Source organism: Arthrobacter pascens (assembly GCF_017052465.1).
GTDB classification, from domain to species: domain Bacteria; phylum Actinomycetota; class Actinomycetes; order Actinomycetales; family Micrococcaceae; genus Arthrobacter; species Arthrobacter pascens.
Genome location: NZ_JAFHKT010000148.1, coordinates 150,194 through 171,699, shown reverse-complemented (window position 1 = coordinate 171,699; position 21,506 = coordinate 150,194). Strand labels below are relative to the sequence as shown.

The following is a 21,506-nucleotide window of genomic DNA, read 5'->3' as shown; positions in this document are numbered from 1 at the left end:
TTGCGGCTAGGGTAATGCCATGGATGTCATTCTGGTTCCCGGATTCTGGCTGGACGCTTCTTCATGGTCGGAGGTGACTCCCCCGCTGGTGGCGGCAGGGCACCGCGTCCATCCGCTCACGCTTCCGGGGCTGGAGTCGCCCGATGCCCCGCGCTCGGGCATCGGGCTGCGCGACCATATTGATGCCGTTGTGTCCGCGGTGGATGCCATCGAGGGCCCCGTGGTTCTCGTCGGCCACTCCGGCGGCGGGGCGATCATCCACGGAGTGGTCGACGCGCGGCCGGAGCGCGTGGCCCGCGCCGTCTACGTGGACAGCGGTCCGCTCGGTGAGGGCGGCGTCATCAACGACGAACTGCCGGCCGACGGCGACGACGTTCCCCTGCCGCCGTGGGACGGCTTCGACGAGGCGGACCTCGTGGACCTGAATGACGAGCTGCGGACCATGTTCCGTGCCCGCGCCATCCCGCAGCCGAAGGGCGTGGCATACGACCGGCAGCACCTCCATGATGAGCGCCGCTACGACGTCCCGGCAACCGTGATCGCCTGCGAATTCCCGACGAGCCTGCTCACGGAGTGGATGGACGCAGGCCACCCCTACGTTGAGGAGCTCGCGCGCATCCGCGACCTCGACCTGGTGGACCTCCCCACCGGACACTGGCCCCAGTTCACCAAGCCTGCCGAGCTCGGTGAGGCCGTCCTGGCAGCCGTCAACCGTTCGGCGTGAGCCCACACGGGAACGGGAAGGCTAGTGCCGGCCGCCGCCGATAACGCCCTGCTCCACCGCCTTGGTGACGGCGTCCGCCTCCGCCTGGGTGAGCGTGCCGTCCGCCACGGCCTTATCCAGCCGCGGCTTCAGCGCTGCCGCCCGGCTCTTCTGCGCTTCAGTACGCAGTTCTTCAAGCGCAGCCTTCACCTTGGCCTCGTCGATTCCGAGGGACTTGGCCAGGGACGCTGCCAGTGCTGCCTCCATCGCCGCGCGATCCGGCTTTTGCCCGTCGGTTCTCGGACCGGCAGGCCGGTTCGCCTCGCGGAATGCCCGTAGCGCGTCCGTTACCTTGGCCTCGTCCACGCCCAGTTTGGCCGCCAATGCCGCGGCCTGCGCGCCACGATCCACGTGCCCGTGACCGTGCTTTCCCCGGCCCAGCACGTGACCGTCGGGAGCAGGGATGCCGGAAGGACTGCTGGAGGTGGGGGTGGGAGTTGGAGTGGCCGTCGTTGCCGCGGCCATTTCCGTCACACCAAAACCGGCACCGAGCGCCACCGCCCCCGCGCTAAGGCTGAGGGCCACTTTCTTCATGCGATTCATGGTCTTCTCCTGGATCCGCCGAACGTGACGGCGCCTTCGCCGCCGGCCGTACCGGCCATGGGATCAGCATGCGCCACCCACATTACGCGCGGCTATGAAGGGCCTGTGAAGCACATGTGAATATCACGCTGAACCTGTGACGCTGGGAATCTTGCGCAGAGTGCAAACATGCACGTAGTGTAAGTGCGTGTCCACTTCCACTTCGCCCTCGCCGCCTCCACCGCCGCCGCCCGAAACGGCCCCGTCCCCTACCCGCCGCGAACTGAATAAAGCCGCAACCCGCCAGGCCATCTCGGATTCGACCCTTGAGCTCCTGCGCAGCAAGGGGCCCGGCAAGTTCACGGTGGAGGACATTGCTGAAGCAGCGGGCATCTCACGCCGCACCTTCTTCAACTACTTCAGCAGCACAGAGACGGCGATCGCCTCGGTGACCCACGGCTTCCTTGACACCGCGCTGCAGCAGTTCCGGCTGCGGCCCGCTGACGAGCCCATCCTCGAGTCGGCCCGGGCAGCCCTCGTGGAACTGGCCGACCCGATGTCGGTGGCACCGATGGCCGAGCTCTTCAGCCTGACGCAGGCCAGCCCCCTGCTGGCACGTTCCGAGCTGGAGGCGTGGGACCACTGCACAGAACAGATCATCGCCGCCGCCCGCGAGCGCGCCGCCCACAGCCCGGCGGGAGACATGGACGAGCTCTACCTCCGCGCCCTGGCCGGCTCCGTCATCTCCTGCGGCAAAGCCGCCATGGAGGTCTGGTTCAGCCGCTGCGGCACTGACCTCTCGCCGAAATCGCTGGCCATCCTCCGGCAGCTGCTGATCGATTCCATGGGGCTTCTGGGCTCCGGCTTCGCGGCACCACACTCCTCAGAACGGTCCTGACATGGCACTTCTCCTCTACCGCCTCGGCAAGTTTTCCTACCGCCACCGCTGGCTTGTCATCTCACTCTGGCTCGCGGTCCTCGTGGCCGTCGGGGGGTCCGCAGCGGCCTTCCACGGAACCATGTCCAACAATTTCCAGATCCCGGGTACCGAAACCCAGCAGATGGCGGACAAGCTCAGGAAGGAACTGCCCTCCTCCTCGGGCGGCTCCGCCGGAATCGTCTTCGAAGCCAACGACGCCAAGTTCAGCCAGGCCGGCAAGGAAGCGGTGTCCGCTGCTCTGACCAAGCTCAAGACCCTCCCGGACGTGCAGGGAACGGTGGACCCCTTCGCCACCCAGGCACAGCTGGACGCGGCCGCCGCAGACCTCGCCGCCGGCGAACAGAAGGCGGTCACCGGGAAGGCCCAGCTGGACCAGGCCGCCGCAGAACTGGCTACAGGCAAGGCCCAACTGGCGGCTGCTGAACAGCAGATGGCCGCTGCCGGACTGCCGCCGGAAGCCGTCGAAGCCCAGCTTGGCGAACAAAAGGCCGCCCTCGCCGCGGGCCAGGAAAAGCTCGACGCCGGCACGAAGGAACTCGAGTCCGGCAATGAAAAGCTCGCGCTCGGCAAGCGCCAGCTGACCGCGTCCCAGGGCATGCGCTTCGTCTCCGAGGACGGCAAGGCCGCGATCGCCCAGGTCCAGTTCAAGACCTCCATCAACGGCCTCGAGCCCCGGGTCCGCCAGGAAGTCCAGGACATCGTCAGGGAGGTCTCCTCTGGCGGCGTAACGGCACTGCCCAGTAAGGAAATCACCGAAGACGTCTCCGAGATCTTTGGCGTTGCCGAGATCGTCGGCATCGCTGTTGCGGCCCTGGTCCTGGTCATCATGCTCGGCACGCTGGTCGCCGCCGGCCTGCCCCTCCTCATGGCACTGCTGGGCGTGGCCGCCGGCGTTGGCGGCACCTTCGCCCTGAGCGGGATCGTCGACATGAGCTCCATCTCCCCCATGCTGGCCCTCATGCTGGGGCTCGCCGTCGGCATCGACTACTGCCTGTTCATCGTCAACCGCCACCGCAGCCAATTGCTGGCCGGCATGGACGGCGAAGAATCCGTGGCCCTTGCCACCGGAACCTCCGGCAATGCCGTGCTCTTTGCGGGTCTGACGGTCATCATCGCCCTCGCGGCCCTCGTCGTTCCGGGACTGCCGTTCCTGGCCGTGATGGGCCTGTCCGCCGCCGCGACGGTGGCCGTCGCCGTCGTCGTCGCCCTGACCCTGACCCCCGCGGTGCTCTCGCTGGTAGGCAGGAAGCTGATCTCCAAGCGGGCCTGGGCCAGGGCCGAGAAGCACAATGCCGACCCCGGCCACGCGGCCGCGGACCTGGCCAAGGACGAACACCGCAGCAGCCACGGCTGGGGCGGGCTTGTGACAAAGCACCCGGTGATGGCCACGCTGGCCGGTGTCCTGCTGCTCGGCATTGTTGCACTGCCGGCCAGCCAGTTGAGGCTCGCGCTGCCGGACGGCGGTTCCGAGCCCGTCGATTCGCAGGCCTTCAAGGCGTACGACGTGACCAGCCGCAGCTTCGGCGAAGGCACCACGGGCCCGATCGTCGTCGTCGGCGATTTCCCCGAAGGCCTCACCGAATCGGAAGCCATGGCCAAACAGCTGGACGTTGCGGATGTCCTGCGCAGCACGGAAAACGTGACGGCCGCGGTCCCTGTGGCCCTCAGCGAGGACCGCCGGACCGCGGTGTTCCAGGTCATCCCCAAGGAGGGACCGGCCAGCGCCAGCACCGTGGAGGTGGTCTCCGGGCTGCGGGCCGAGAAGGGTGCGATCGAGGACTCTCTCGGCGTGAGCATTGGGCTCACCGGCCAGACCGCCGGCAACATCGACGTGTCCACCAAGCTGGGCGACGCGCTGCCGCCGTACCTGGCGATCGTCGTCGGGCTCTCGCTGATCCTGCTGCTGCTGGTGTTCCGCTCGATCGTCGTGCCGCTGCTGGCCACAGGCGGCTTCCTGCTATCGCTTGCCGCTGCGTTCGGCGCTGTTGTGGCCGTCTACCAGTGGGGCTGGCTGGGGTCAGTCTTTGGCGTCGACAACCCGGGGGCCGTGCTGAGCTTCCTGCCCATCATCCTGATCGGTGTGCTGTTCGGCCTGGCCATGGACTACCAGGTGTTCATCGCCTCGGGCATGCGCGAGTCCTTCATGCACGGGGAATCGGCCAGGCACGCGGTCCGCTCCGGCTTCAGCCACGCCTCCGCAGTGGTCACGGCCGCCGCCATCATCATGGTCAGCGTGTTCTCCGGCTTCATCTTCTCGCACCTGAACATGGTCCGGCCGCTCGGCTTCGCCATGGCGTTCGGCGTGCTGGTGGACGCGTTCGTGGTGCGCATGACGATTGTCCCGGCCGTGATGTACCTGCTCGGCGAAAAGGCCTGGTGGCTGCCGCGCTGGCTGGACCGCATCCTGCCTGACGTTGACGTGGAGGGGGCGCGGCTCCGCAAGCCAAGCACGACGGCGGCCGGCGCCTCCGCGCCCGAACCCGCCGATGTTGCGGCCGGCTAGTGGCCGCAACCTGCGCCTGCGCCTGCGAGGATATGGAGGTGCCTTCTCATCCTGTCGCCCCGCCTGATGTTCAAGCAGCTGACCGAATGTGGGACGCCTACGCCGCCGCGCATCCCGAGGCCGTCACCGCGTCACCCGAGTACACGGTGGAACACTTCGGTGATTCGAAACGGCTCGCCAACGAACTCCTCGGTGTGGTTCTCAGCGGAAGGAAGCGCGCGACGGCGGAACTCGTCGCCGACTTCATCGCCCGCGGCGACCAGGTGCCCCGGATCGGATCCCATTGGATAGCTTGCGATGGTGATGGGCTGCCCCGCATCATCATCCGGAGCACGGAGCTCCGTATTGGCCCCTTCACGAGCGCTGATACGGCCTTCGCTCGTGATGAGGGCGAAGGCGACTTGACCCTGGAAAGTTGGCAGCGTGAACACCGCCGCTATTGGACGCGCGTCTCCGCCGCCGTCGGCCGTGAATGGTCAGAGGACGACGAGATCGTCTTTGAGCGCTTCGAAGTGGTCTGGCCACCCGAGCACGCGGACGCGCCGCAACAGTAGCAGCGGTGCGGCAACAGTGGAGCTGCACCGCTGCATGACCGGCAGACCGCTCGCGGCCAGCTCAGGCCGCGCGCGTGCCTTCCGCCGCGAGCAGACCTCGGCCCCGCATACGAACCTTCGCGTACCGCCGGAGTTCACGCCTGTGCCTGCATGCTTCCGTGCTCGAAACGTCAAGCTGCGTCCCCGGGAGCGGCGGTGCTGTGGAGTGGTAGGTGTGGCCGGTCGGGGTGCGGAGTTCGATGGTGTGCCTCAGTCGATCTGCGCGCGCGGGGCCGGGGCGGGGTTTCACGCTCCAGCCGGGGGTTTCTTTGGTGTGGTTGCAGGCTTCGCAGAGCCCGGCGCCGTTGGCCTGTGTTGTAGCGCCGCCGCCGTGCCAGGGAACGATGTGGTCGTGGTGGCGGATGGGGGCGTCGCAGTAGGGGGTGCGGCAGGTGTCATCGCGGGCCTGGATGAAGCGCTTCAGCGGGGCGGGGAAGAGGCGTGCCCGTGAGTCCATCGCGACGAGTTCGCCGGTTCCGGGGGCGGTGTAGAGCCGGCGGACCCAGACGCTGAGTTCCTCACTGCTCGCCGGCTCGACAGCACGGGCCATCGTGCGGGCCCAGCCGGCCGGGACCACGCCGTAGCCGGGGATTCGTGCCGGGTCTGAGTCGCCCTGGAAGAGGGTGCGGTCGGTCATGATCAGCTGGATCTCGATGCCGGTGATCCCGCCGGGGGTGCCGGTGGTCCATTCGACCAGGTCATCGGCCATGATCTGCCCGCGGGCGCGTTCATCCCCGCCGGAGCGCAGGGTGTCCGCGTGCCGGGTCAGGGCGGCGTGCACGGCGACGCCTGCCGAGACGGGCAATAGGGCGGTCAGGTAGCACATGGTGTCCGGTGCCGGGCGGAGGCTGACGTGCCGTTCGGTGGCGGCGTGGGCCGCGCGCTGGGTGACGGAGCGCGGGTCGCGGCGGTAGGCGGCGGCCCGGGCGGCGGCCACGACGGCCCGGTCTCCTGCACCGGTCAGCGTTCCGGTGTCGGGGGCGAGTTCCTCATCGACGCTGGACCGGTCCGCGGAGGACAGGGACGCCGTTTCGCGCACCAGCAACGTGGCCCGCCATTCGTTCAGCTGCCCCGTTTCCACGGCAGCGAGGGTGTGCGGCATTTCGGTCACCAGGGCCTTGGCCAGGCCCAACAACCGGTTGCCCTTGGCCGGGGATTCGCCACGCGCGAGGGCGATCTGCGCTCCGATGCCTGCCCCGAGCTCATCAGCGGGGATCCCGGCGTCGGCCTGCTGCCGGCGCTGCAACTGTTCAAAGGCCACGGTCAGGCGGGCCTGGCGGGCAGACAAGGCAGACTTTTCCACTTCCAGTGCCCGGATCTCATCAATCAGCCGGGCACCCTCCTGATCGGCCACACCCCCGCGCAGAGCTGCCACGTCCCCGCACAGGGCCAAGGCGGCATTACCCGTTCCCGGCTCCCGACCGCAGCTGCAGACGCAACCGCACCCCGCTGCGGCCGGAACCGCTTCAGACCCCCCATTACCGTCCATAACTCAAGTGTCCCTGTGGGGTGTGACATTCAAGGATGGGCCTTTGCGGAGGACCCGACATCACTTCCGGGATTAGGCTGGTGCGGTGACCCGCCTCATTCTTGCTTCCCAGTCCCCCGCCCGTACCAAGCTGCTCAGCAACGCGGGCATCTCCCATGAAGTCCTCGTCTCCGATGTGGACGAGGACGCCGTCCAGGCCCGCTACGGCGTGACCGACCCGCACGACACCGCCCTGCTGCTCGCACGCGCCAAGGCCGAGGCTGTGGCCTCCCTGCCCGAGGCCGACGGCGCCCTGGTGATCGGCTGCGATTCTGTTTTCGAGTTCGACGGCGAGGCCCACGGCAAGCCCTACACCGCCGAGGTCGCCAAGGAACGGATGCTCCGCATGAGCGGCAGCATGGGCGTGCTGCACACCGGCCACTGGCTCGTGGACTGCCGGGATACCGACAACTCCGAAGACGGCAACGACGGCGCCGCCGGCTCCGGCGCGACGCTCGGTTCCGTCTCCTCCGCCGAGGTCCATTTCATGGAGATGAGCGAGGCCGAGATCGACACGTACATCGCCACCGGAGAGCCTCTCCAGTGCGCCGGTTCGTTTACCATCGACGGCTATGGCGGTGCGTTCATCCGCAAGGTCGACGGCGATCCCCACACCGTCGTCGGGCTCTCCATCTCCACCCTCCGCGGCCTGCTGGGCCAGGCCAGGGTGAACGTTACCGAGCTGTGGACCGGCGGCGCCGTCGATCCCTCCGAAGTCCGGGCCGAGTGAGCCAATTAGCGGCACCTTGTAGCAACCCTACAAAGCAGAGGCCCCGTACACGCGGATTCCGCCAGTAATATCGGCGGAATCCTCAAAATCAGGCTAGGCTCCCTGAAGGAAAAGAAGGAGACGCCTTGTCAGTTAAGCCGGAGCAGTCCGCAAGTCCAGAGCAGTCCGCCGCCCCGAGCCACGCAGGTGCCGCCCTGACGAGCTCCAAGCGGCTGAGCAAAGTACTGATCGCCAACCGCGGGGAAATCGCCGTGCGCATCATCCGTGCGGCCCGCGATGAGGGCATCTCCTCGGTGGCGGTGTACGCAGACCCGGACCGCGATGCCCTGCACGTGCGGCTGGCGGACGAAGCCTACGCACTGGGCGGCAACACCGCCGCAGAGTCCTATCTCGTCATGGAAAAGCTGATCGAGGTGGCCCACCGGTCCGGAGCGGACGCCATCCACCCCGGCTACGGCTTCCTGGCCGAGAATGCCCAGTTCGCTGCCATGGTCATCGGGGCCGGCATCACCTGGATCGGCCCGTCCCCGGAGGCGATCTCCGCGCTCGGCGACAAGGTCCAGGCCCGTCACATTGCCGAAAAGGTGGGGGCGCCGCAGGTCCCCGGCACGGCCGATCCTGTGGAATCCGCCGAAGAAATCCTCGAGTTCGTGGACAAGTTCGGCCTGCCCGTGGCCATCAAGGCAGCCTTCGGCGGCGGCGGCCGCGGCATCAAGGTGGCCCGCACCCGCGAGGAAGTCCCGGAACTCTTCGAGTCCGCCGTCCGTGAGGCAACGGCCGCGTTCGGCCGCGGTGAATGCTTCATTGAACGCTTCCTGGATGCTCCGCGCCACGTGGAAACCCAGTGCCTGGCGGACGCCTACGGCAACGTCGTGGTTGTCTCCACCCGCGACTGCTCCCTGCAGCGACGCAACCAAAAGCTTGTGGAAGAGGCCCCGGCCCCGTTCCTTACCGAAGAGCAAAACCGGCGCCTCTATGAGTCGTCCAAGGCGATCCTCAAGGAAGCCGGCTACCTCGGCGCCGGGACCTGCGAATTCCTGGTCGGCCAGGACGGCACCATCTCCTTCCTTGAGGTCAACACCCGCCTCCAGGTGGAGCACTGCGTTTCCGAGGAGGTCACGGGCATCGACCTCGTCCGCGAGCAGTTCAGGCTGGCGCGCGGCGAGAAGCTGGGCTACGACGACCCCGAGGTCCGCGGTCACTCCATCGAGTTCCGCATCACGGGCGAGGATCCGGGCCGGAACTTCATGCCCGCCCCGGGCACGCTCACCACGCTGAAGAACCCCACCGGCCCCGGCATCCGGATCGATTCGGGAGTGGAGCAGGGCGACGTCATCAGCGGCAACTTCGACTCGATGCTGTCCAAGCTCATTGTCACGGGCGCCACCCGCACCGAGGCCCTGCAGCGCTCGCGCCGTGCCCTTGAGGAAATGGTGGTGGAAGGCATCCCCACCGTCATCCCCTTCGACCTCGCCGTCGTCAGCAACCCCGACTTCGCCCCGGCAGAGGGACCCTTCAAAATCCACACCCGCTGGATCGAAACCGAGTTCGTCAACGACCTGCCGGCCTGGACGCCCGCAGCGGCCGCAGCCGACACGGAGGAGGCCGGTGAACGCCGGACCGTCGTGGTGGAGGTCGGCGGCAAGCGGCTGGAAGTCGCCATCCCCGCATCCCTCGGATTCAGCGGCACAGCATCGGGCAGCTTGAAGCCGGCCAAGTCCAAGAAGCGCAGCCGCTCAGGCGGCGCAGCCCAGGCGGCCGGCGGCAATGCCCTGACCTCTCCCATGCAGGGCACCATCGTGAAGGTGGCCGTCGCCGAGGGCGACGTCGTCGCCGAAGGTGATCTCGTCGTCGTACTTGAGGCCATGAAGATGGAACAGCCGCTCACCGCCCACCGCTCCGGCACCGTCACGGGGCTGGCTGCGGCAGCCGGCCAGACAGTGGCCGCCGGCGCAGTGATTGCGACAATCGAGGACTGACAGCCAGTACGAAAATGCCCGGTGTGGATTCACACCGGGCATTTTCATTTAAGGAGAAGGCTCAGGCCACGTTGTTTTCGTAGTCCAAGTCGCGGGTTTCCTTGCTCAGGAACAGCGCGATCAGGGTCAGGACCGCCATGGCTGTCAGGTAGATGCCCACGAGGACCGGGCTGCCGTCAGCCTGTTCCCAGAGCGCGACGGCGATGAACGGCGCCACAGCCGCACCCAGGATGCTGGACACGTTGTAGCTGACAGCAGAGCCGGTGTAACGGACGTTGGTCGGGAACAGTTCCGGCAGCAGCGCACCCATCGGCCCGAAGGTGAGCCCCATCAGGGAGAAGCCGATGACCAGCAGTGCCATGGTGCCCACGAAGCCGCCGCTGAACAGCGGGACGAACAGCAGGCCGAAGACAAAGATGCCGCCGGTCACGGCCAGCAGCATCTTGCGGCGGCCGTACTTCTCCGCCAGCGGACCGGAGACCAGGGTAAAGATTCCGAAGAACACGACGCCAGCGATCAGCATCCAAAGGAAGTCGTTGCGGGTGAAGCCCAGTCCGGGAACGAACGCCGCGGCGGCTGCCTCGGTCATGGGCTTGCCTGCCTTCTCCGCAGCTGCCTTGGCGGCGTCCAGGGTGGCCGGGCGCGTGCCATAGGTCAGCGTGAACGTGGTCATCAGGTAGAAGAGCACGTACGTAGCAAGCATGATGAACGTGCCCAGGATGAGCGGGCGCCAGCTCGTCTTGAAGACCCGGGCAAGCGGCAGCTTGGCCACTTCGTTGGATTCGAGCACCTTCGTGAAAGCCGGCGTTTCAATGAGCTTGAGGCGGACGTAGAGGCCGATGATCACCATGACGGCGCTCAGCAGGAACGGTACGCGCCAGCCCCACGCTTCGAAGGCGGCCGGGGAAAGTACGTAGCTTGCCACCAGGAAGATCACATTGGCAATAATGAAGCCGATGGGCGCGCCGAGCTGCGGGAACGTCCCATAGATCGCCCGCTTGTTGGCGGGGGCGTTCTCCGTGGCCAGGAGGGCTGCGCCGCTCCATTCGCCGCCGAGCGCGAGGCCCTGGGCGAAGCGCATGACCACCAGGAGGGCCGGAGCCCAGAAGCCCCAGCCCGGCACCAGCGCAGTGGGCAGGCAGCCGATCAGGAACGTGGCAATGCCCATGGTCAGCAGCGAGGCCACAAGGGTGCCCTTGCGGCCGAACTTGTCCCCGAAGTGGCCGAAAACGATGGACCCCAGCGGGCGGGCGATAAACGCCACGCCAAATACCGCGAAGGAACTCAGCAGCTGGGTGGTTTCATTCTGTCCCGGGAAGAACAGCCTGGGGAACACGAGAACGGCGGCCGTGGCGTAGACGTAGAAGTCGTAGAACTCAACGGTGGTGCCGATGAGGCTGGCGACGATCACGCGCCCGCGTGTGTTCACTTGCTTGGCTGACCCCGGCTGCGGTGATGTGGCAGTGGATGACATGTAGTTGCGCTTTCATTAGGACTGGACGGGCGGTGCGTCCGACCGCCGCCCAACTAAGGGATAAAACAGAGTTCAATATTAGTTCCGGCCGTCCAGCGAGTGGACATTTAGTCCACCATGCGGACGATCCGGATCGTCTCACGATGAGGTCTTCCGGCCAAGCCTAACTCCATGACTTTGCCGCTGATAGGCAAATGTCACAGCACGTTAACAAACGGCGACCGTCCTCGAAACGCGGCTTCCCTACCTTGGTAAGTACATCAATCCCCCCAAGGAGGTACACCGTGACTGCTGACCGCACCGCAGAATCCGGCGCCGGCAACTCCCTCGATCTTGCCGCAGAGCCGAAGACCGGGAGCGGCTCCGCTGCCCTCAATGTGCAGACCGCTTCAGCCACCGCCACCGATGCCCCCGCCCTTGAGGTCCGCCCCGGCCGCTGGATTGCGAACTGGGATGCAGAGAACAAGCAGCAGTGGGAAAGCCGCGGCCGCTCCATTGCGCGCAGGAACCTCAACTGGTCCATCTTTGCCGAATTCCTTGGCTTCGTCGTCTGGCAGCTGTGGTCGATCGTCGTGGTCCAGCTCCCCGCGGCAGGCTTCACCTTCAGCACATCCGAAATCTTCTGGCTCATCTCCATGCCGAGCCTCGTGGGCGCCACCCTCCGCATCCCCTACACCTTCATGGTCCCGAAGTTCGGCGGCCGCAACTGGACCATCGTTTCGGCGCTGCTCCTCCTGATTCCGTCGGTCGGACTGGCCATGTGTGTTTCCAACCCGGAAACACCGTTCGGCGTCATGCTGTTCGTGGCGGCCCTGGCAGGCTTCGGCGGCGGCAACTTCGCCAGCTCCATGGCCAACATCACCTTCTTCTACCCCGCACGTGAAAAGGGCTGGGCCCTGGGGCTCAATGCGGCCGGAGGCAACCTCGGCGCCGCCGTGGCACAGCTGGCCGTTCCCATCGCCATCACCCTCCTGGCCGCCGGCAGCGTGAATCTGCCCATGGCCGGCCTCATGTGGGTCCCGCTGATCCTGATCGCGGCGTTCGGCGCCTTCAAGTACATGGACAACCTCACCAGCGCCAAGGGTGACGTGGCCGGCTCCCTGGCCGCGCTCAAGGAACCGCACCTGTGGATCATGGCGCTGCTCTACATAGGCACCTTCGGTTCGTTCATCGGCTTCGCCGGCGTCTTCCCGAAGCTCATCAAGGACTACTTCCCCGCCTTCTCCTCCATCGGGGTCGGCACGGTTGCCCTCTCACTGGCCTTCCTCGGCCCGCTGGTCGGCTCCCTGGCCCGCCCCTACGGCGGACGCATGGCGGACCGCATGGGCGGCGCCCGGATGACAGTGGCTGCCTTCGCCTCCATGGCCGTGATCACGCTGACCATGATCTGGACGCTCCCGTTGAAGAACTTCTGGCTCTTCCTGGTCCTCTTCCTGATGCTCTTCACCGCCAGCGGCTTCGGAAACGGCGCCACCTACCGCATGATCCCCGTCATCTTCGCCATCTCCAGCCGGGCAGCCCGCTCCGGCGCCAGCTCGGTGACCACCCAGCGCCTGGCCTCCGCGGCCCTCGGCCTGATCTCGGCGATCGGCGCCTACGGCGGGTTCGTGATCCCGCAGGTGCTGAACGCCTCCAACACGGCCAGCGGCTCCTACACGCCGGCGTTCTACGGCTTCGTCGGAGCGTACGTTGTGATGCTGACGGTCTGCTGGTTCTGCTACATCCGCAACACCAACCGAAATGCGATGGGACACGTCTAACATGACCAAAAGCGCCGACACGCACTGCCCTTACTGCGCCTTGCAGTGCGCCATGACGCTCAAGTCCCCAGCGGCTCTGGCCCCGGCTGTCCAGCCGGGGCCAGAGCCCGTGCCTGCCGCACCTGCCCAGGACGCGGCAGCCCAGAACACGCCTGCGCCCGAAGGAACGGCCCTTGAGGTGAGTGGACGCGACTTCCCCACCAACCGCGGCGGCCTCTGCCGCAAGGGCTGGACCTCCGCCTCACTCCTGCAGCACCCCGGCCGCGTCACCGAGCCCATGTTCAAAGGGCCCGACGGCGTCTTCCGCCCCATCACCTGGGACGAGGCGCTGTCACGCATCACCACCGCCGTCCTGGAGACCCGTGCGAAGCACGGAGCGGACGCCATCGGCGTTTTCGGAGGCGGCGGCCTCACCAACGAAAAGGCCTACCAGCTGGGCAAATTCGCCCGCCTGGCGCTGGGCACCTCCCGCATCGACTACAACGGCCGGTTCTGCATGTCCTCGGCCGCCGCCGCCGGCATGCGCGCCTTTGGCCTGGACCGCGGCCTGCCGTTCCCGCTGGAGGCCCTGGACACTGCCAGCACCATTCTGATGCTCGGCTCCAACGTCGCCGAGACCATGCCGCCCTTCGTCCAGCACCTGCAAGGGGTCCGCGACGCCGGCGGCCTCATCGTCGTGGACCCCCGGCGTTCCGCGACGGCGCGGTTTACCGCCGACGGCGGCGGGATCCACCTCCAGCCGCTGCCCGGCACGGACCTCACCCTCCTGCTTGGCCTGTCCCACGTCGTTATCCACGAGGGCCTCGTGGACAACGACTACGTGGCCGCCCGCACCACCGGCTACGACGCCGTGGTCCGCAGCGTCAACGCCTTCTGGCCGGAGCGGGTCCAGTCCATCACCGGTGTGCCCGCCGAGCTCATCCGCGAAACGGCCCGCCGGCTTGCCGAGGGCGCCCGCCGCGGCGGCAGCTACATCCTCACCGGCCGCGGCGTGGAACAGCACGTGGACGGCACGGACACCGCCACCGCCGCCATTAACCTCAGCCTGCTGCTCGGGCTGCCCGGAACGGCCCGCAGCGGCTACGGCACGCTCACCGGCCAGGGCAACGGCCAGGGCGGCCGCGAACACGGCCAGAAGGCCGACCAGCTGCCCGGATATCGCAAGATCACCGATCCCGCCGCGCGGGCACACATGGCCAAGGTCTGGAACGTCCCCGAGTCGCTCATCCCCGGCCCCGGCCTGCCGGCCGTGCAGCTGCTCAAATCCCTGGGAGAGCCCGACGGCGTGCACTGCCTTTTCGTGCATGCCTCCAACATCGCCGTCGCCTCCCCCGATGCGAACGACGTCATCCGGCGGCTCCGCACCCTGGAGTTCCTGGTGGTCTGCGACTTCTTCATGTCCGAGACTGCCGCCGAGGCCGACCTGGTCCTGCCGGTCCTTCAGTGGGCCGAGGAAGAAGGCACGCTGACCAACCTCGAAGGCCGCGTGCTCCGCCGCCGCCAGGCAATCCAGCCGCCTGCCGGTGCCCGCAGCGAACTGTGGATCATGGCCCGGCTGGCAGAGGCACTCGAGGCGCCGTCCACCTACAGCGACGATCCCGAGACGGTTTTCGAGGAACTCCGCCTCGCCTCCGCCGGCGGCGCGGCCGACTACTCCGGCATCGACTACGCCATGCTCGACGGCGGAGCGGCTGCCTACTGGCCCTACCCCGTGGGCAGCACCGGAACGCCGCGGCTGTTCCTGGACTCGTTTGCGCACCCGGACGGCAAGGCAGTCCTGACCCCGGTGGCGCCCCGCCGCCGTCGTACGCCGGCAGCCCATGCCGACCCCGCCGCCAAACCCATGACCCTCATCACCGGCCGGCTGCTGGAGCACTACCAGTCAGGCGCCCAGACGCGGCGCGTGTCCGAGCTCCTCGCATCGCAGCCGGAAGCCAGGATGCAGATCCATCCGGCCGCTGCCGCGGCCATGGGCATCACCGACGGCGCGCAGGTGTCGGTGGCGAACGAGCGCGGCGAGGTGGTGTGCCGGGCGGAACTCAGCACGGCCATCCGCCCAGAAACCGTGTTCCTGCCGTTCCACTTCCCGGAGCTGGAAAGCGCGAACCGGCTGACCGAAGCCGCCACGGATCCCATCTCGGGGATGCCCGAATTCAAATACAACAAAGTATGGGTTCGGTTGGCAGCCACCGTACAAAACACCAGTGTTCTTCAGACAGCGGAGGCCTCATGAGCGAGCAGATTGTAATTGTCGGATTTGGTCCGGTGGCGGCGCGGCTGGTCGACGAGCTGCTGCCGGCGGTGCGCGCCGGGCAGGTGGGGCTGACCGTCATCGGCCAGGAGGCGGACGCCGCCTATAACCGCGTCCTCGTCGCTGACCTGGGCGTGGGCCGCACCACCCCGGAGGCACTGGCCCTGGCCGACGCCGCCGCCCTCGCAGTGGACGGCGTGGACGTCCGGCTGGGCGTAAAGGTCAAGCGTGTGGATCGGGCACGCCAGAACGTGCTGCTCTCCGACGGCACCTCGGCCCACTACGACCGGCTCGTCTTCGCCACCGGCTCCCGGCCTGTCATCCCCAACCTCACGGGCATGAACCCGGACCCGGCAGCTCCTGTCCTCCCACCGGGTGTCACCGCCCTGCGCGACCTTCGCGACGCCGCAGTGCTTCGCCAGGCTGTCGCGGGACGCAAGCGCGTGGTGGTGCTGGGCGGCGGGGTGCTCGGCCTTGAGACGGCCCTCGCGGCGGCCGAGGAAGGCGCCACGGTCACCGTGGTGCACAACGGGCCCCACCCCCTCGGCCGGAACATCGACCGCGGCGGCGGAGCTGTGCTCGCCGCCAGCCTCCGCAGCTGCGGCGTCCGCGTGGCCGGCAACGCCCGCTCCACGGGCGTTGAGCACAACGCTCCCGACGGCGGGTTCTCGGCCCTGCTGCTCGACGACGGTTCCGCCATCGACGGCGACCTCCTGGTCCTCTCCTGCGGTGTGCGTCCGCGGACGGAGCTGGCGGAGGGTTGCGGCCTGTCGACAGGGCAGGGCATCCTCGTGGACCACCGCCTGCGCGCGCACCACGAACCGCACATCTTCGCCATCGGCGACTGCGCCGAGGTCCGCTGCCCGGACCCGGCCTGCATCGAGTGCCGCACAGCACGCGGTCCGTCGGGCCTGGTTGGTCCGGGCTGGCGGCAGGCCGAATGGCTCGCCGAATACCTGCAGCGGCTGGCCGAGGGACCGCAGGGGGACGCTGACTCACTGCCCCCGCTCCCCCAGGAGAAGCCCGGCGTGATCGTGCTCAAGGCCCGCGGCATGAACATGGCCGTGGCCGGGGACAACTCCGCCGAGCCGTGGGATGAGGATGTCCTGACCGCCGGAGCCGTCAACGGCAGGCCGCGGCTGCAGATCGCACAATGGGCGGATCCGGAGCACGGCCGCTACGTGAAGATGACCACCCGCGGCGGGGTGCTCGAGGGCTTGGTCAGCGTGGGCATGCCCCGCACCGCCGGCGAACTCGTGCAGCTCTTCGAACGCGGCGCCGAACTGCCTGCGGACCGTTCCCTGCTGCTTCGCCTTGACGGTCCGGACCAGCTGGCGCCGTCCGCTGCATCCAGCGATCCGGAAAGCACCGTCTGCCGCTGCGCGGGTGTCAGCGGCGGCAAGATCACCGAAGCCGTCACCGGCGGCTGTTCCACGGTGGCCGAGGTCACCTCAGCCACGCGCGCCGGCACCGGCTGCGGCGGCTGCCACGAAGACATCAAGGGGCTCATCGAAAAACACTTCCAGGCGGCAGCCGCCTAAAACCTGACAGCGCTGAACGGGCCGGTGATTGAGCCTATCGAAAGGGCCGGTGATTGAGCCTGTCGAAATCCAGCTCGACCAGCGATTACCCCTAGATGTGGACGTGCAGGCGCCTGGCTGCTTCGGAGATCGAACCGCTGAGCGACGGGTAGACGGTGAAGGTGCTGGCGACGTCGTCGACGTGCAGTTTCTGCTTCACTGCGATGGCAATGGCGAAGATCAGCTCGGAGGCGTTCGGACCCACCACCACGCCGCCGATCACGGTGCCCGACCCCTTGCGGGCGAAGATCTTGACGAAGCCGTCCTTGACGTTGCGCATCTTGGCGCGGGCATTGCTCTTCAGCGAGAGCTTGATGATGTCTCCCTGGTACTTGCCCGACTCGATCTCGGCCTCGGACACACCCACGGACGCGATTTCGGGTGACGTGAAGATGTTGGACGCCACCTGGTGCAGCTTGATGGGCGTGACGCTGTCGCCCAGGAAGTGCGCAATGGCGATTCGGCCCTGCATTGCGGCGACCGAGGCCAGCGCGAGGACGCCGGTGCAGTCGCCGGCCGCGTAGATGTTGGGCGCGGTGGTGCGGGAAACGCCGTCGACCTTGATGTGACCGCTCTCGGTGAGCGCAACGCCGGCCTCTTCGAGGCCGATTCCGGCGGTGTTCGGGATGGAACCCACGCAGACCAGGCAGTGGCTGCCGGTGACCTTGGTGCCGTCCCCGAGGGTGACCACCACGCCGTCCCGGGTGCGCTCCACGGCTTCGGCGCGTGCGCGCGACAGGACCTTCACGCCGCGGCGCTCGAACACCTCTTCCAGCACCTCCGCGGCGTCAGTGTCAGAGCCGGGAAGCACACGGTCCCGGCTGGAAATCAGGGTGACCTTCGAACCGAGGCCGTTGTAGGCGGAGGCGAATTCGGCGCCGGTCACACCGGAACCAACCACAATGAGCTCTTCGGGCAGCTCATCCAGGTTGTAGATCTGCGCCCAGTTCAGGATGCGTTCCCCGTCGGGGCGGGCGGTGGGCAGCTCGCGCGGGTGCGCACCGACGGTCAGCAGGATCGCATCGGCTTCGACCGTTTCCGTGCCGTCGGCTGTCTGGACCTCGATGGTGCGGTTGTCGACCAACTTGCCCGAACCGATCAGGATGCGGACGTCCTGCTGCTCCAGGCCGGCAGTGATGTCACGGGACTGCTGGCGTGCCAGGCCCAGAAGGCGGTCGTTGATGTGCTTGAGGTCGGCGCGCATCACCGGTACGGAGTCGCCGCCGTCGACGTCGAGTTTGACGCCCAGCTCCCCCGCCTCGCCCACGCGGGTCATGAGGTCCGCCGTCGCAATCAGCGTCTTGGAGGGCACGACGTCGGTCAGCACGGCGGATCCGCCGAGGCCGGCGCGCTCGATGATGGTGACCTTGGCCCCCAGGTGGGCGGCAACCATGGCGGCCTCGTACCCGCCCGGACCTCCGCCGAGAATTGCGATTCGGGGTGCGCTGAAATCAGGATGCATAGTCACAATCAACCATTCTCGCCCATTGGCTGCCGCACCACCAACAAACCACCGCCAGGAAACAGCGGGGCGGCCGGGTCCCCGGCACGCCCCCGGCGGCTGCCCTTGGCGCTGTGCACCGGCGCCGCCGCACGGTAGCTTGTACCAGTGAGTAACGCAGAATTCCTGAACACTGACCCGTTCGAGGCCGCCCGGACCGCAGCCGACTACGTCGCGGCAAAAACCGGCGTTGAATCGCATGACATCGCCCTGGTCCTCGGCTCCGGCTGGGGCGAGGCCGCCGACCTGATCGGCGAGACCGTGGCAACCCTGGCGGCCTCCGACGTGCCGGGCTTTTCCGCCCCTGCCGTGGAGGGCCATGTGGGCACCATCCGTTCGGTGCTGACGAGGGAAGGCAAGCGCGCGCTGGTTCTCGGCGCCCGCACGCACTACTACGAGGGCAAAGGAGTCCGCGCCGTGGTCCACGGTGTGCGCACCGCGGCGGCCGCGGGCTGCAGGACGCTGGTGGTCACCAACGGTTGCGGCGGACTCAATGAGAACTGGGCGCCGGGGACGCCGGTCCTGATCAAGGACCACATCAACCTCACGGCGACCTCACCGCTGGAAGGCGCCACGTTCGTGGACCTGACCGACCTGTACTCGGCCCGGATCCGGGGCCTCGCGCGGGAAGTGGACCCGTCCCTCGACGAAGGCGTGTACGCGCAGTTCACCGGCCCGCACTACGAGACCCCTGCCGAGGTGCAGTACGCCAAACGCATCGGCGCGGACCTCGTTGGCATGTCCACCGCACTGGAGGCCATCGCGGCACGGCACGCGGGCATGGAGGTCTTTGGCATCTCGCTTGTGACCAACCTTGCCGCAGGCATCAGCCCGGTGCCGCTCAGCCACCAGGAAGTGCTCGAGGCCGGCCACGCCGCCGGGCCGCGCATCTCCAAGCTCCTGGCCGAAATCATCGCCAGGCTCTGATACGGGCACGGCTGGCTTGTCCGGCACGGCTCCGATACGGGCACGGCTGGCTTGTCCGGCACGGCTCCGCCCAGCTTTGACGATAGTTTGGATCCTATGATGTCCCCCGATGCCGACTCCCAGCTGTTCAGTGATGCCCGCGCCTGGGCTGACCTGGACCCGGATCCCGCCACCTCCGCGTCCCTGACCGAGCTCGTATCCCTCGCAGAAGCCGGCACTCCGTCAGCCCTCCAGCAGCTGCAGGACAGCTTCAGCGGCACGCTGCAGTTCGGCACGGCCGGCCTCCGGGCTCCCCTCGGCCCGGGACCCAACCGGATGAACCGGGTGGTGGTCCGCCGCGCAGCGGCAGGTTTCGCGAGCTTCCTGGTCCAGGCGGTTGAGAAGGCCTCACCGGGAACCCGGCCACGCGCCGTCGTCGGCTTCGATGCCCGGTACAACTCGGACATCTTCGCGCAGGAGACTGCCGCCGTCTTCACCGCGGCCGGTATCGACACCCTGCTGATGCCTGCCGCGCTGCCCACTCCGCTGCTTGCCTACGCGGTGCGCGCACTGGAGTGCGACGGCGGAGTGATGGTCACCGCCAGCCACAACCCGCCGCAGGACAACGGCTACAAGGTGTACCTGGGCCGCCACGCGGTGGAGGAAAGCGGCCGCGGCGCGCAGATCGTGGCGCCATACGACGCCCTGATCGCGGCAGAGATCGACAAGGCGCCGGCCGTGGATTCCATCAGCCTGGCCGAGGACGGTTGGGGTGTTCTCGAAACCGGCATCACCTCAGACTACGAGGCAGCCACCGCCGCCCTGGCCAAGGCAGACCTCTTTCCGGCCCGCGACCTCAAGATCGTCCTCACGCCCATGCACGGAGTGGGCGGGGACACCGCAGTTGCCGTACTCCAGGCGGCAGGCTTCACCGACGTCACGCTCGTCAGCGAACAGTCCCAGCCGGACCCGGACTTCCCCACCGTGAGTTTCCCCAACCCCGAGGAGCCGGGCGCCCTTGACCTTGCCCTCGCGGCGGCCGCGCGTGCTGATGCGGATATCGTCCTGGCCAATGACCCGGACGCCGACCGTGCCGCAGTGGCGGCGAAGGATCCGGACACGGGCGCGTGGCGGATGCTGCGGGGCGATGAACTGGGGGTGCTGCTGGGCGCGCACGTGGTGGCGCGGCTGACCGCACCCGCCGAAGAAACGCACGACGGCGTGTTCGCCAATTCGATTGTTTCCTCGCGGCTGCTCTCGCGCATCGCAGCCGCGGCCGGCTATGCCCACGAGGAAACCCTGACGGGATTCAAATGGATTTCCCGGGTGCCTGGCCTGATCTACGGTTACGAGGAGGCGCTGGGCTACTGCGTGGCCCCGGACCTGGTCCGGGACAAGGACGGCATTTCGGCGGCCGTCCTGATCGCCGAGCTCGCGGCAGCCGCCAAAGCGGACGGCAAGACCATCTTTGACACGCTGGACGAGCTGTACCTGGTCCACGGGCTGCACGCCAGCGACCAGTTGAGCATCCGCGTGGCGGACCTGGGCCTGCTGAACGCCATGATGAACCGGCTCCGCGTGAGCCCGCCGGAGTCGTTCGGCGGTTCGGCCGTGGAATCCTTCCTCGACCTCGCCGAAGGCAGCGACAAACTGCCGCCGACGGATGGACTCCTCTACCTCACGCGCGACCTCACCCGGGTGATCATCCGTCCCAGCGGCACGGAGCCGAAGCTCAAGTGCTACCTGGAAGTCATCCAAAGCGTAGGGTCGGCAGCCGAGCTGCCCGGGGCCCGGGCTGCCGCACGGGTAGCCCTGGACCGGGTGCTGGGCGACGTCCGCGAGGCCCTGGGGTTGTAGGGCCTGAACCTACAGCGAGATTTCGACGTAACCGTCGGCAATCCGCGTGGCGAAGGTGTCGAGGCGCAGTTCGGCGTTGCCAAAGCACTCGCCGGTTTCCAGGTCGTAGACCTCTTTGTGGAGCGGCGACGCGATGGTGGCCCGCGTGCCGCGCGATCCGAGGATGCCGCGCGCCATGACGAAGGCGCCGGTGGCCGGATCTTCCTGGGCCACGGCAAAAACCTCACCGGGCGCGGTGCGGAACAGTGCAACCTGGCGGCCGGCAATGAGTGCCGCCTCTCCCCAGGAGAGTTCCAGTTCGTCCACGGCGCAGACCCGGTGCCAGCCAGTGGCGTACCCGGTGGTCAGATCCTCAAGTTCCAGTGTTGCCGTCATGTCGGCTCCTCTCCCTTTGCCTGCATCCCGGCGAAAGGCCGGTTCCCGCAAGGCGATTTCGCCTGCTTCAGCCGCCAGTTCGGCGGTATATCCAAGCTAGGGTGCCGGTGTTTCAGAGGCGTGCAGTCAATGTGTCCGGAACGTAAAAGACACCTCACTTGCTCCGAAATGTGTTCGTGATGCAGAAGTTAAGTTCACGAAACATAAGGGAAACTGAAGCGAAACTGCGCCTGCCTAGTCTGGA

16 protein-coding genes are annotated in these 21,506 nt (G+C 67.5%); 11 read left to right on the top strand and 5 right to left on the bottom strand.

The window, feature by feature from the left end; all coding sequences use genetic code 11:
* Nucleotides 1–19: 19 nt before the first annotated feature.
* The gene (locus JYA52_RS16930) at nt 20–724 is read left to right on the top strand and encodes an alpha/beta fold hydrolase (RefSeq protein ID WP_205654357.1); all 705 of its coding nucleotides are present in this window, start codon (nt 20–22) and stop codon (nt 722–724) included.
* Nucleotides 725–745: 21 nt separating this feature from the next.
* Here the strand turns inward: JYA52_RS16930 and JYA52_RS16925 are convergent, their stop codons facing one another.
* Nucleotides 746–1,306, bottom strand: coding sequence for a hypothetical protein (locus JYA52_RS16925; protein WP_205654355.1), 561 nt, complete (start codon nt 1,304–1,306; stop codon nt 746–748).
* 187 nt (nt 1,307–1,493) lie between these two features.
* On the opposite strand from JYA52_RS16925, the gene JYA52_RS16920 reads away from it, so the two are divergent.
* The 3 genes from JYA52_RS16920 (at nt 1,494) to JYA52_RS16910 (ending at nt 5,282) form a co-directional block, all read left to right on the top strand.
* Nucleotides 1,494–2,183 carry a TetR/AcrR family transcriptional regulator gene (locus JYA52_RS16920; protein WP_205654353.1) on the top strand — a complete coding sequence of 230 codons (690 nt, stop codon included), beginning with the start codon at nt 1,494–1,496 and terminating at the stop codon, nt 2,181–2,183.
* 1 nt (nt 2,184) lies between these two features.
* Entirely contained in the window at nt 2,185–4,728 is a 2,544-nt protein-coding gene (locus JYA52_RS16915) for an MMPL family transporter (protein WP_205654351.1), read from the top strand.
* Between the two features lie 86 nt (nt 4,729–4,814).
* Nucleotides 4,815–5,282 carry an ASCH domain-containing protein gene (locus JYA52_RS16910; protein WP_372433913.1) on the top strand — a complete coding sequence of 156 codons (468 nt, stop codon included), beginning with the start codon at nt 4,815–4,817 and terminating at the stop codon, nt 5,280–5,282.
* A gap of 61 nt (nt 5,283–5,343) precedes the next feature.
* Here the strand turns inward: JYA52_RS16910 and JYA52_RS16905 are convergent, their stop codons facing one another.
* Nucleotides 5,344–6,810: an HNH endonuclease gene (locus JYA52_RS16905; RefSeq protein WP_205654347.1), complete on the bottom strand. Its 1,467-nt coding sequence runs from the start codon at nt 6,808–6,810 to the stop codon at nt 5,344–5,346.
* Between the two features lie 85 nt (nt 6,811–6,895).
* On the opposite strand from JYA52_RS16905, the gene JYA52_RS16900 reads away from it, so the two are divergent.
* Both JYA52_RS16900 and JYA52_RS16895 read left to right on the top strand, forming a co-directional pair.
* Nucleotides 6,896–7,579 carry a Maf family protein gene (locus JYA52_RS16900; protein ID WP_205654345.1) on the top strand — a complete coding sequence of 228 codons (684 nt, stop codon included), beginning with the start codon at nt 6,896–6,898 and terminating at the stop codon, nt 7,577–7,579.
* 194 nt (nt 7,580–7,773) lie between these two features.
* Entirely contained in the window at nt 7,774–9,558 is a 1,785-nt protein-coding gene (locus tag JYA52_RS16895) for an acetyl/propionyl/methylcrotonyl-CoA carboxylase subunit alpha (RefSeq protein WP_205654539.1), read from the top strand.
* A 61-nt stretch (nt 9,559–9,619) separates the two neighbouring features.
* On the opposite strand, the gene JYA52_RS16890 is transcribed toward JYA52_RS16895, so the two are convergent.
* Nucleotides 9,620–11,032: an MFS transporter gene (locus tag JYA52_RS16890; protein WP_205654343.1), complete on the bottom strand. Its 1,413-nt coding sequence runs from the start codon at nt 11,030–11,032 to the stop codon at nt 9,620–9,622.
* 284 nt (nt 11,033–11,316) lie between these two features.
* On the opposite strand from JYA52_RS16890, the gene JYA52_RS16885 reads away from it, so the two are divergent.
* Genes JYA52_RS16885 through JYA52_RS16875 form a run of 3 tightly spaced genes read left to right on the top strand, consistent with a single transcriptional unit; the run spans nt 11,317 to nt 16,584 of the window.
* Nucleotides 11,317–12,792, top strand: coding sequence for an MFS transporter (locus tag JYA52_RS16885; protein ID WP_205654341.1), 1,476 nt, complete (start codon nt 11,317–11,319; stop codon nt 12,790–12,792).
* A gap of 1 nt (nt 12,793) precedes the next feature.
* A complete protein-coding gene (locus tag JYA52_RS16880) occupies nt 12,794–15,025 on the top strand; it encodes a molybdopterin oxidoreductase family protein (protein WP_205654340.1) in 2,232 nt (743 codons plus the stop codon).
* Nucleotides 15,022–16,584: an FAD-dependent oxidoreductase gene (locus JYA52_RS16875; RefSeq protein ID WP_205654338.1), complete on the top strand. Its 1,563-nt coding sequence runs from the start codon at nt 15,022–15,024 to the stop codon at nt 16,582–16,584. The genes JYA52_RS16880 and JYA52_RS16875 overlap by 4 nt, the downstream gene beginning before the upstream one ends.
* Before the next feature lie 91 nt (nt 16,585–16,675).
* Here JYA52_RS16875 and JYA52_RS16870 read toward each other — a convergent pair whose 3' ends face one another.
* Entirely contained in the window at nt 16,676–18,091 is a 1,416-nt protein-coding gene (locus tag JYA52_RS16870) for an NAD(P)H-quinone dehydrogenase (protein ID WP_205654336.1), read from the bottom strand.
* A 141-nt stretch (nt 18,092–18,232) separates the two neighbouring features.
* On the opposite strand from JYA52_RS16870, the gene JYA52_RS16865 reads away from it, so the two are divergent.
* Both JYA52_RS16865 and JYA52_RS16860 read left to right on the top strand, forming a co-directional pair.
* Nucleotides 18,233–19,051 carry a purine-nucleoside phosphorylase gene (locus tag JYA52_RS16865; protein ID WP_205654334.1) on the top strand — a complete coding sequence of 273 codons (819 nt, stop codon included), beginning with the start codon at nt 18,233–18,235 and terminating at the stop codon, nt 19,049–19,051.
* Nucleotides 19,052–19,147: 96 nt separating this feature from the next.
* On the top strand, nt 19,148–20,887 hold the full coding sequence (locus JYA52_RS16860) for a phospho-sugar mutase (RefSeq protein ID WP_205654332.1): 1,740 nt from the start codon (nt 19,148–19,150) through the stop codon (nt 20,885–20,887).
* A 9-nt stretch (nt 20,888–20,896) separates the two neighbouring features.
* Here the strand turns inward: JYA52_RS16860 and nirD are convergent, their stop codons facing one another.
* On the bottom strand, nt 20,897–21,262 hold the full coding sequence (gene nirD, locus JYA52_RS16855; RefSeq protein WP_205654330.1) for a nitrite reductase small subunit NirD: 366 nt from the start codon (nt 21,260–21,262) through the stop codon (nt 20,897–20,899).
* Nucleotides 21,263–21,506: the final 244 nt, after the last annotated feature.

Bases quoted from the DNA above. Each gene is read 5' to 3' on its own strand.
- JYA52_RS16860 (WP_205654332.1), top strand. From the start codon at position 19,148: ATGATGTCCCCCGATGCCGACTCCCAGCTGTTCAGTGATGCCCGCGCC.
- JYA52_RS16910 (WP_372433913.1), top strand. From the start codon at position 4,815: ATGTGGGACGCCTACGCCGCCGCGCATCCCGAGGCCGTCACCGCGTCA.
- JYA52_RS16880 (WP_205654340.1), top strand. From the start codon at position 12,794: ATGACCAAAAGCGCCGACACGCACTGCCCTTACTGCGCCTTGCAGTGC.
- JYA52_RS16875 (WP_205654338.1), top strand. From the start codon at position 15,022: ATGAGCGAGCAGATTGTAATTGTCGGATTTGGTCCGGTGGCGGCGCGG.
- nirD (WP_205654330.1), bottom strand. From the start codon at position 21,262: ATGACGGCAACACTGGAACTTGAGGATCTGACCACCGGGTACGCCACT.
- JYA52_RS16925 (WP_205654355.1), bottom strand. From the start codon at position 1,306: ATGAATCGCATGAAGAAAGTGGCCCTCAGCCTTAGCGCGGGGGCGGTG.
- JYA52_RS16915 (WP_205654351.1), top strand. From the start codon at position 2,185: ATGGCACTTCTCCTCTACCGCCTCGGCAAGTTTTCCTACCGCCACCGC.
- JYA52_RS16905 (WP_205654347.1), bottom strand. From the start codon at position 6,810: ATGGACGGTAATGGGGGGTCTGAAGCGGTTCCGGCCGCAGCGGGGTGC.
- JYA52_RS16890 (WP_205654343.1), bottom strand. From the start codon at position 11,032: ATGTCATCCACTGCCACATCACCGCAGCCGGGGTCAGCCAAGCAAGTG.
- JYA52_RS16930 (WP_205654357.1), top strand. From the start codon at position 20: ATGGATGTCATTCTGGTTCCCGGATTCTGGCTGGACGCTTCTTCATGG.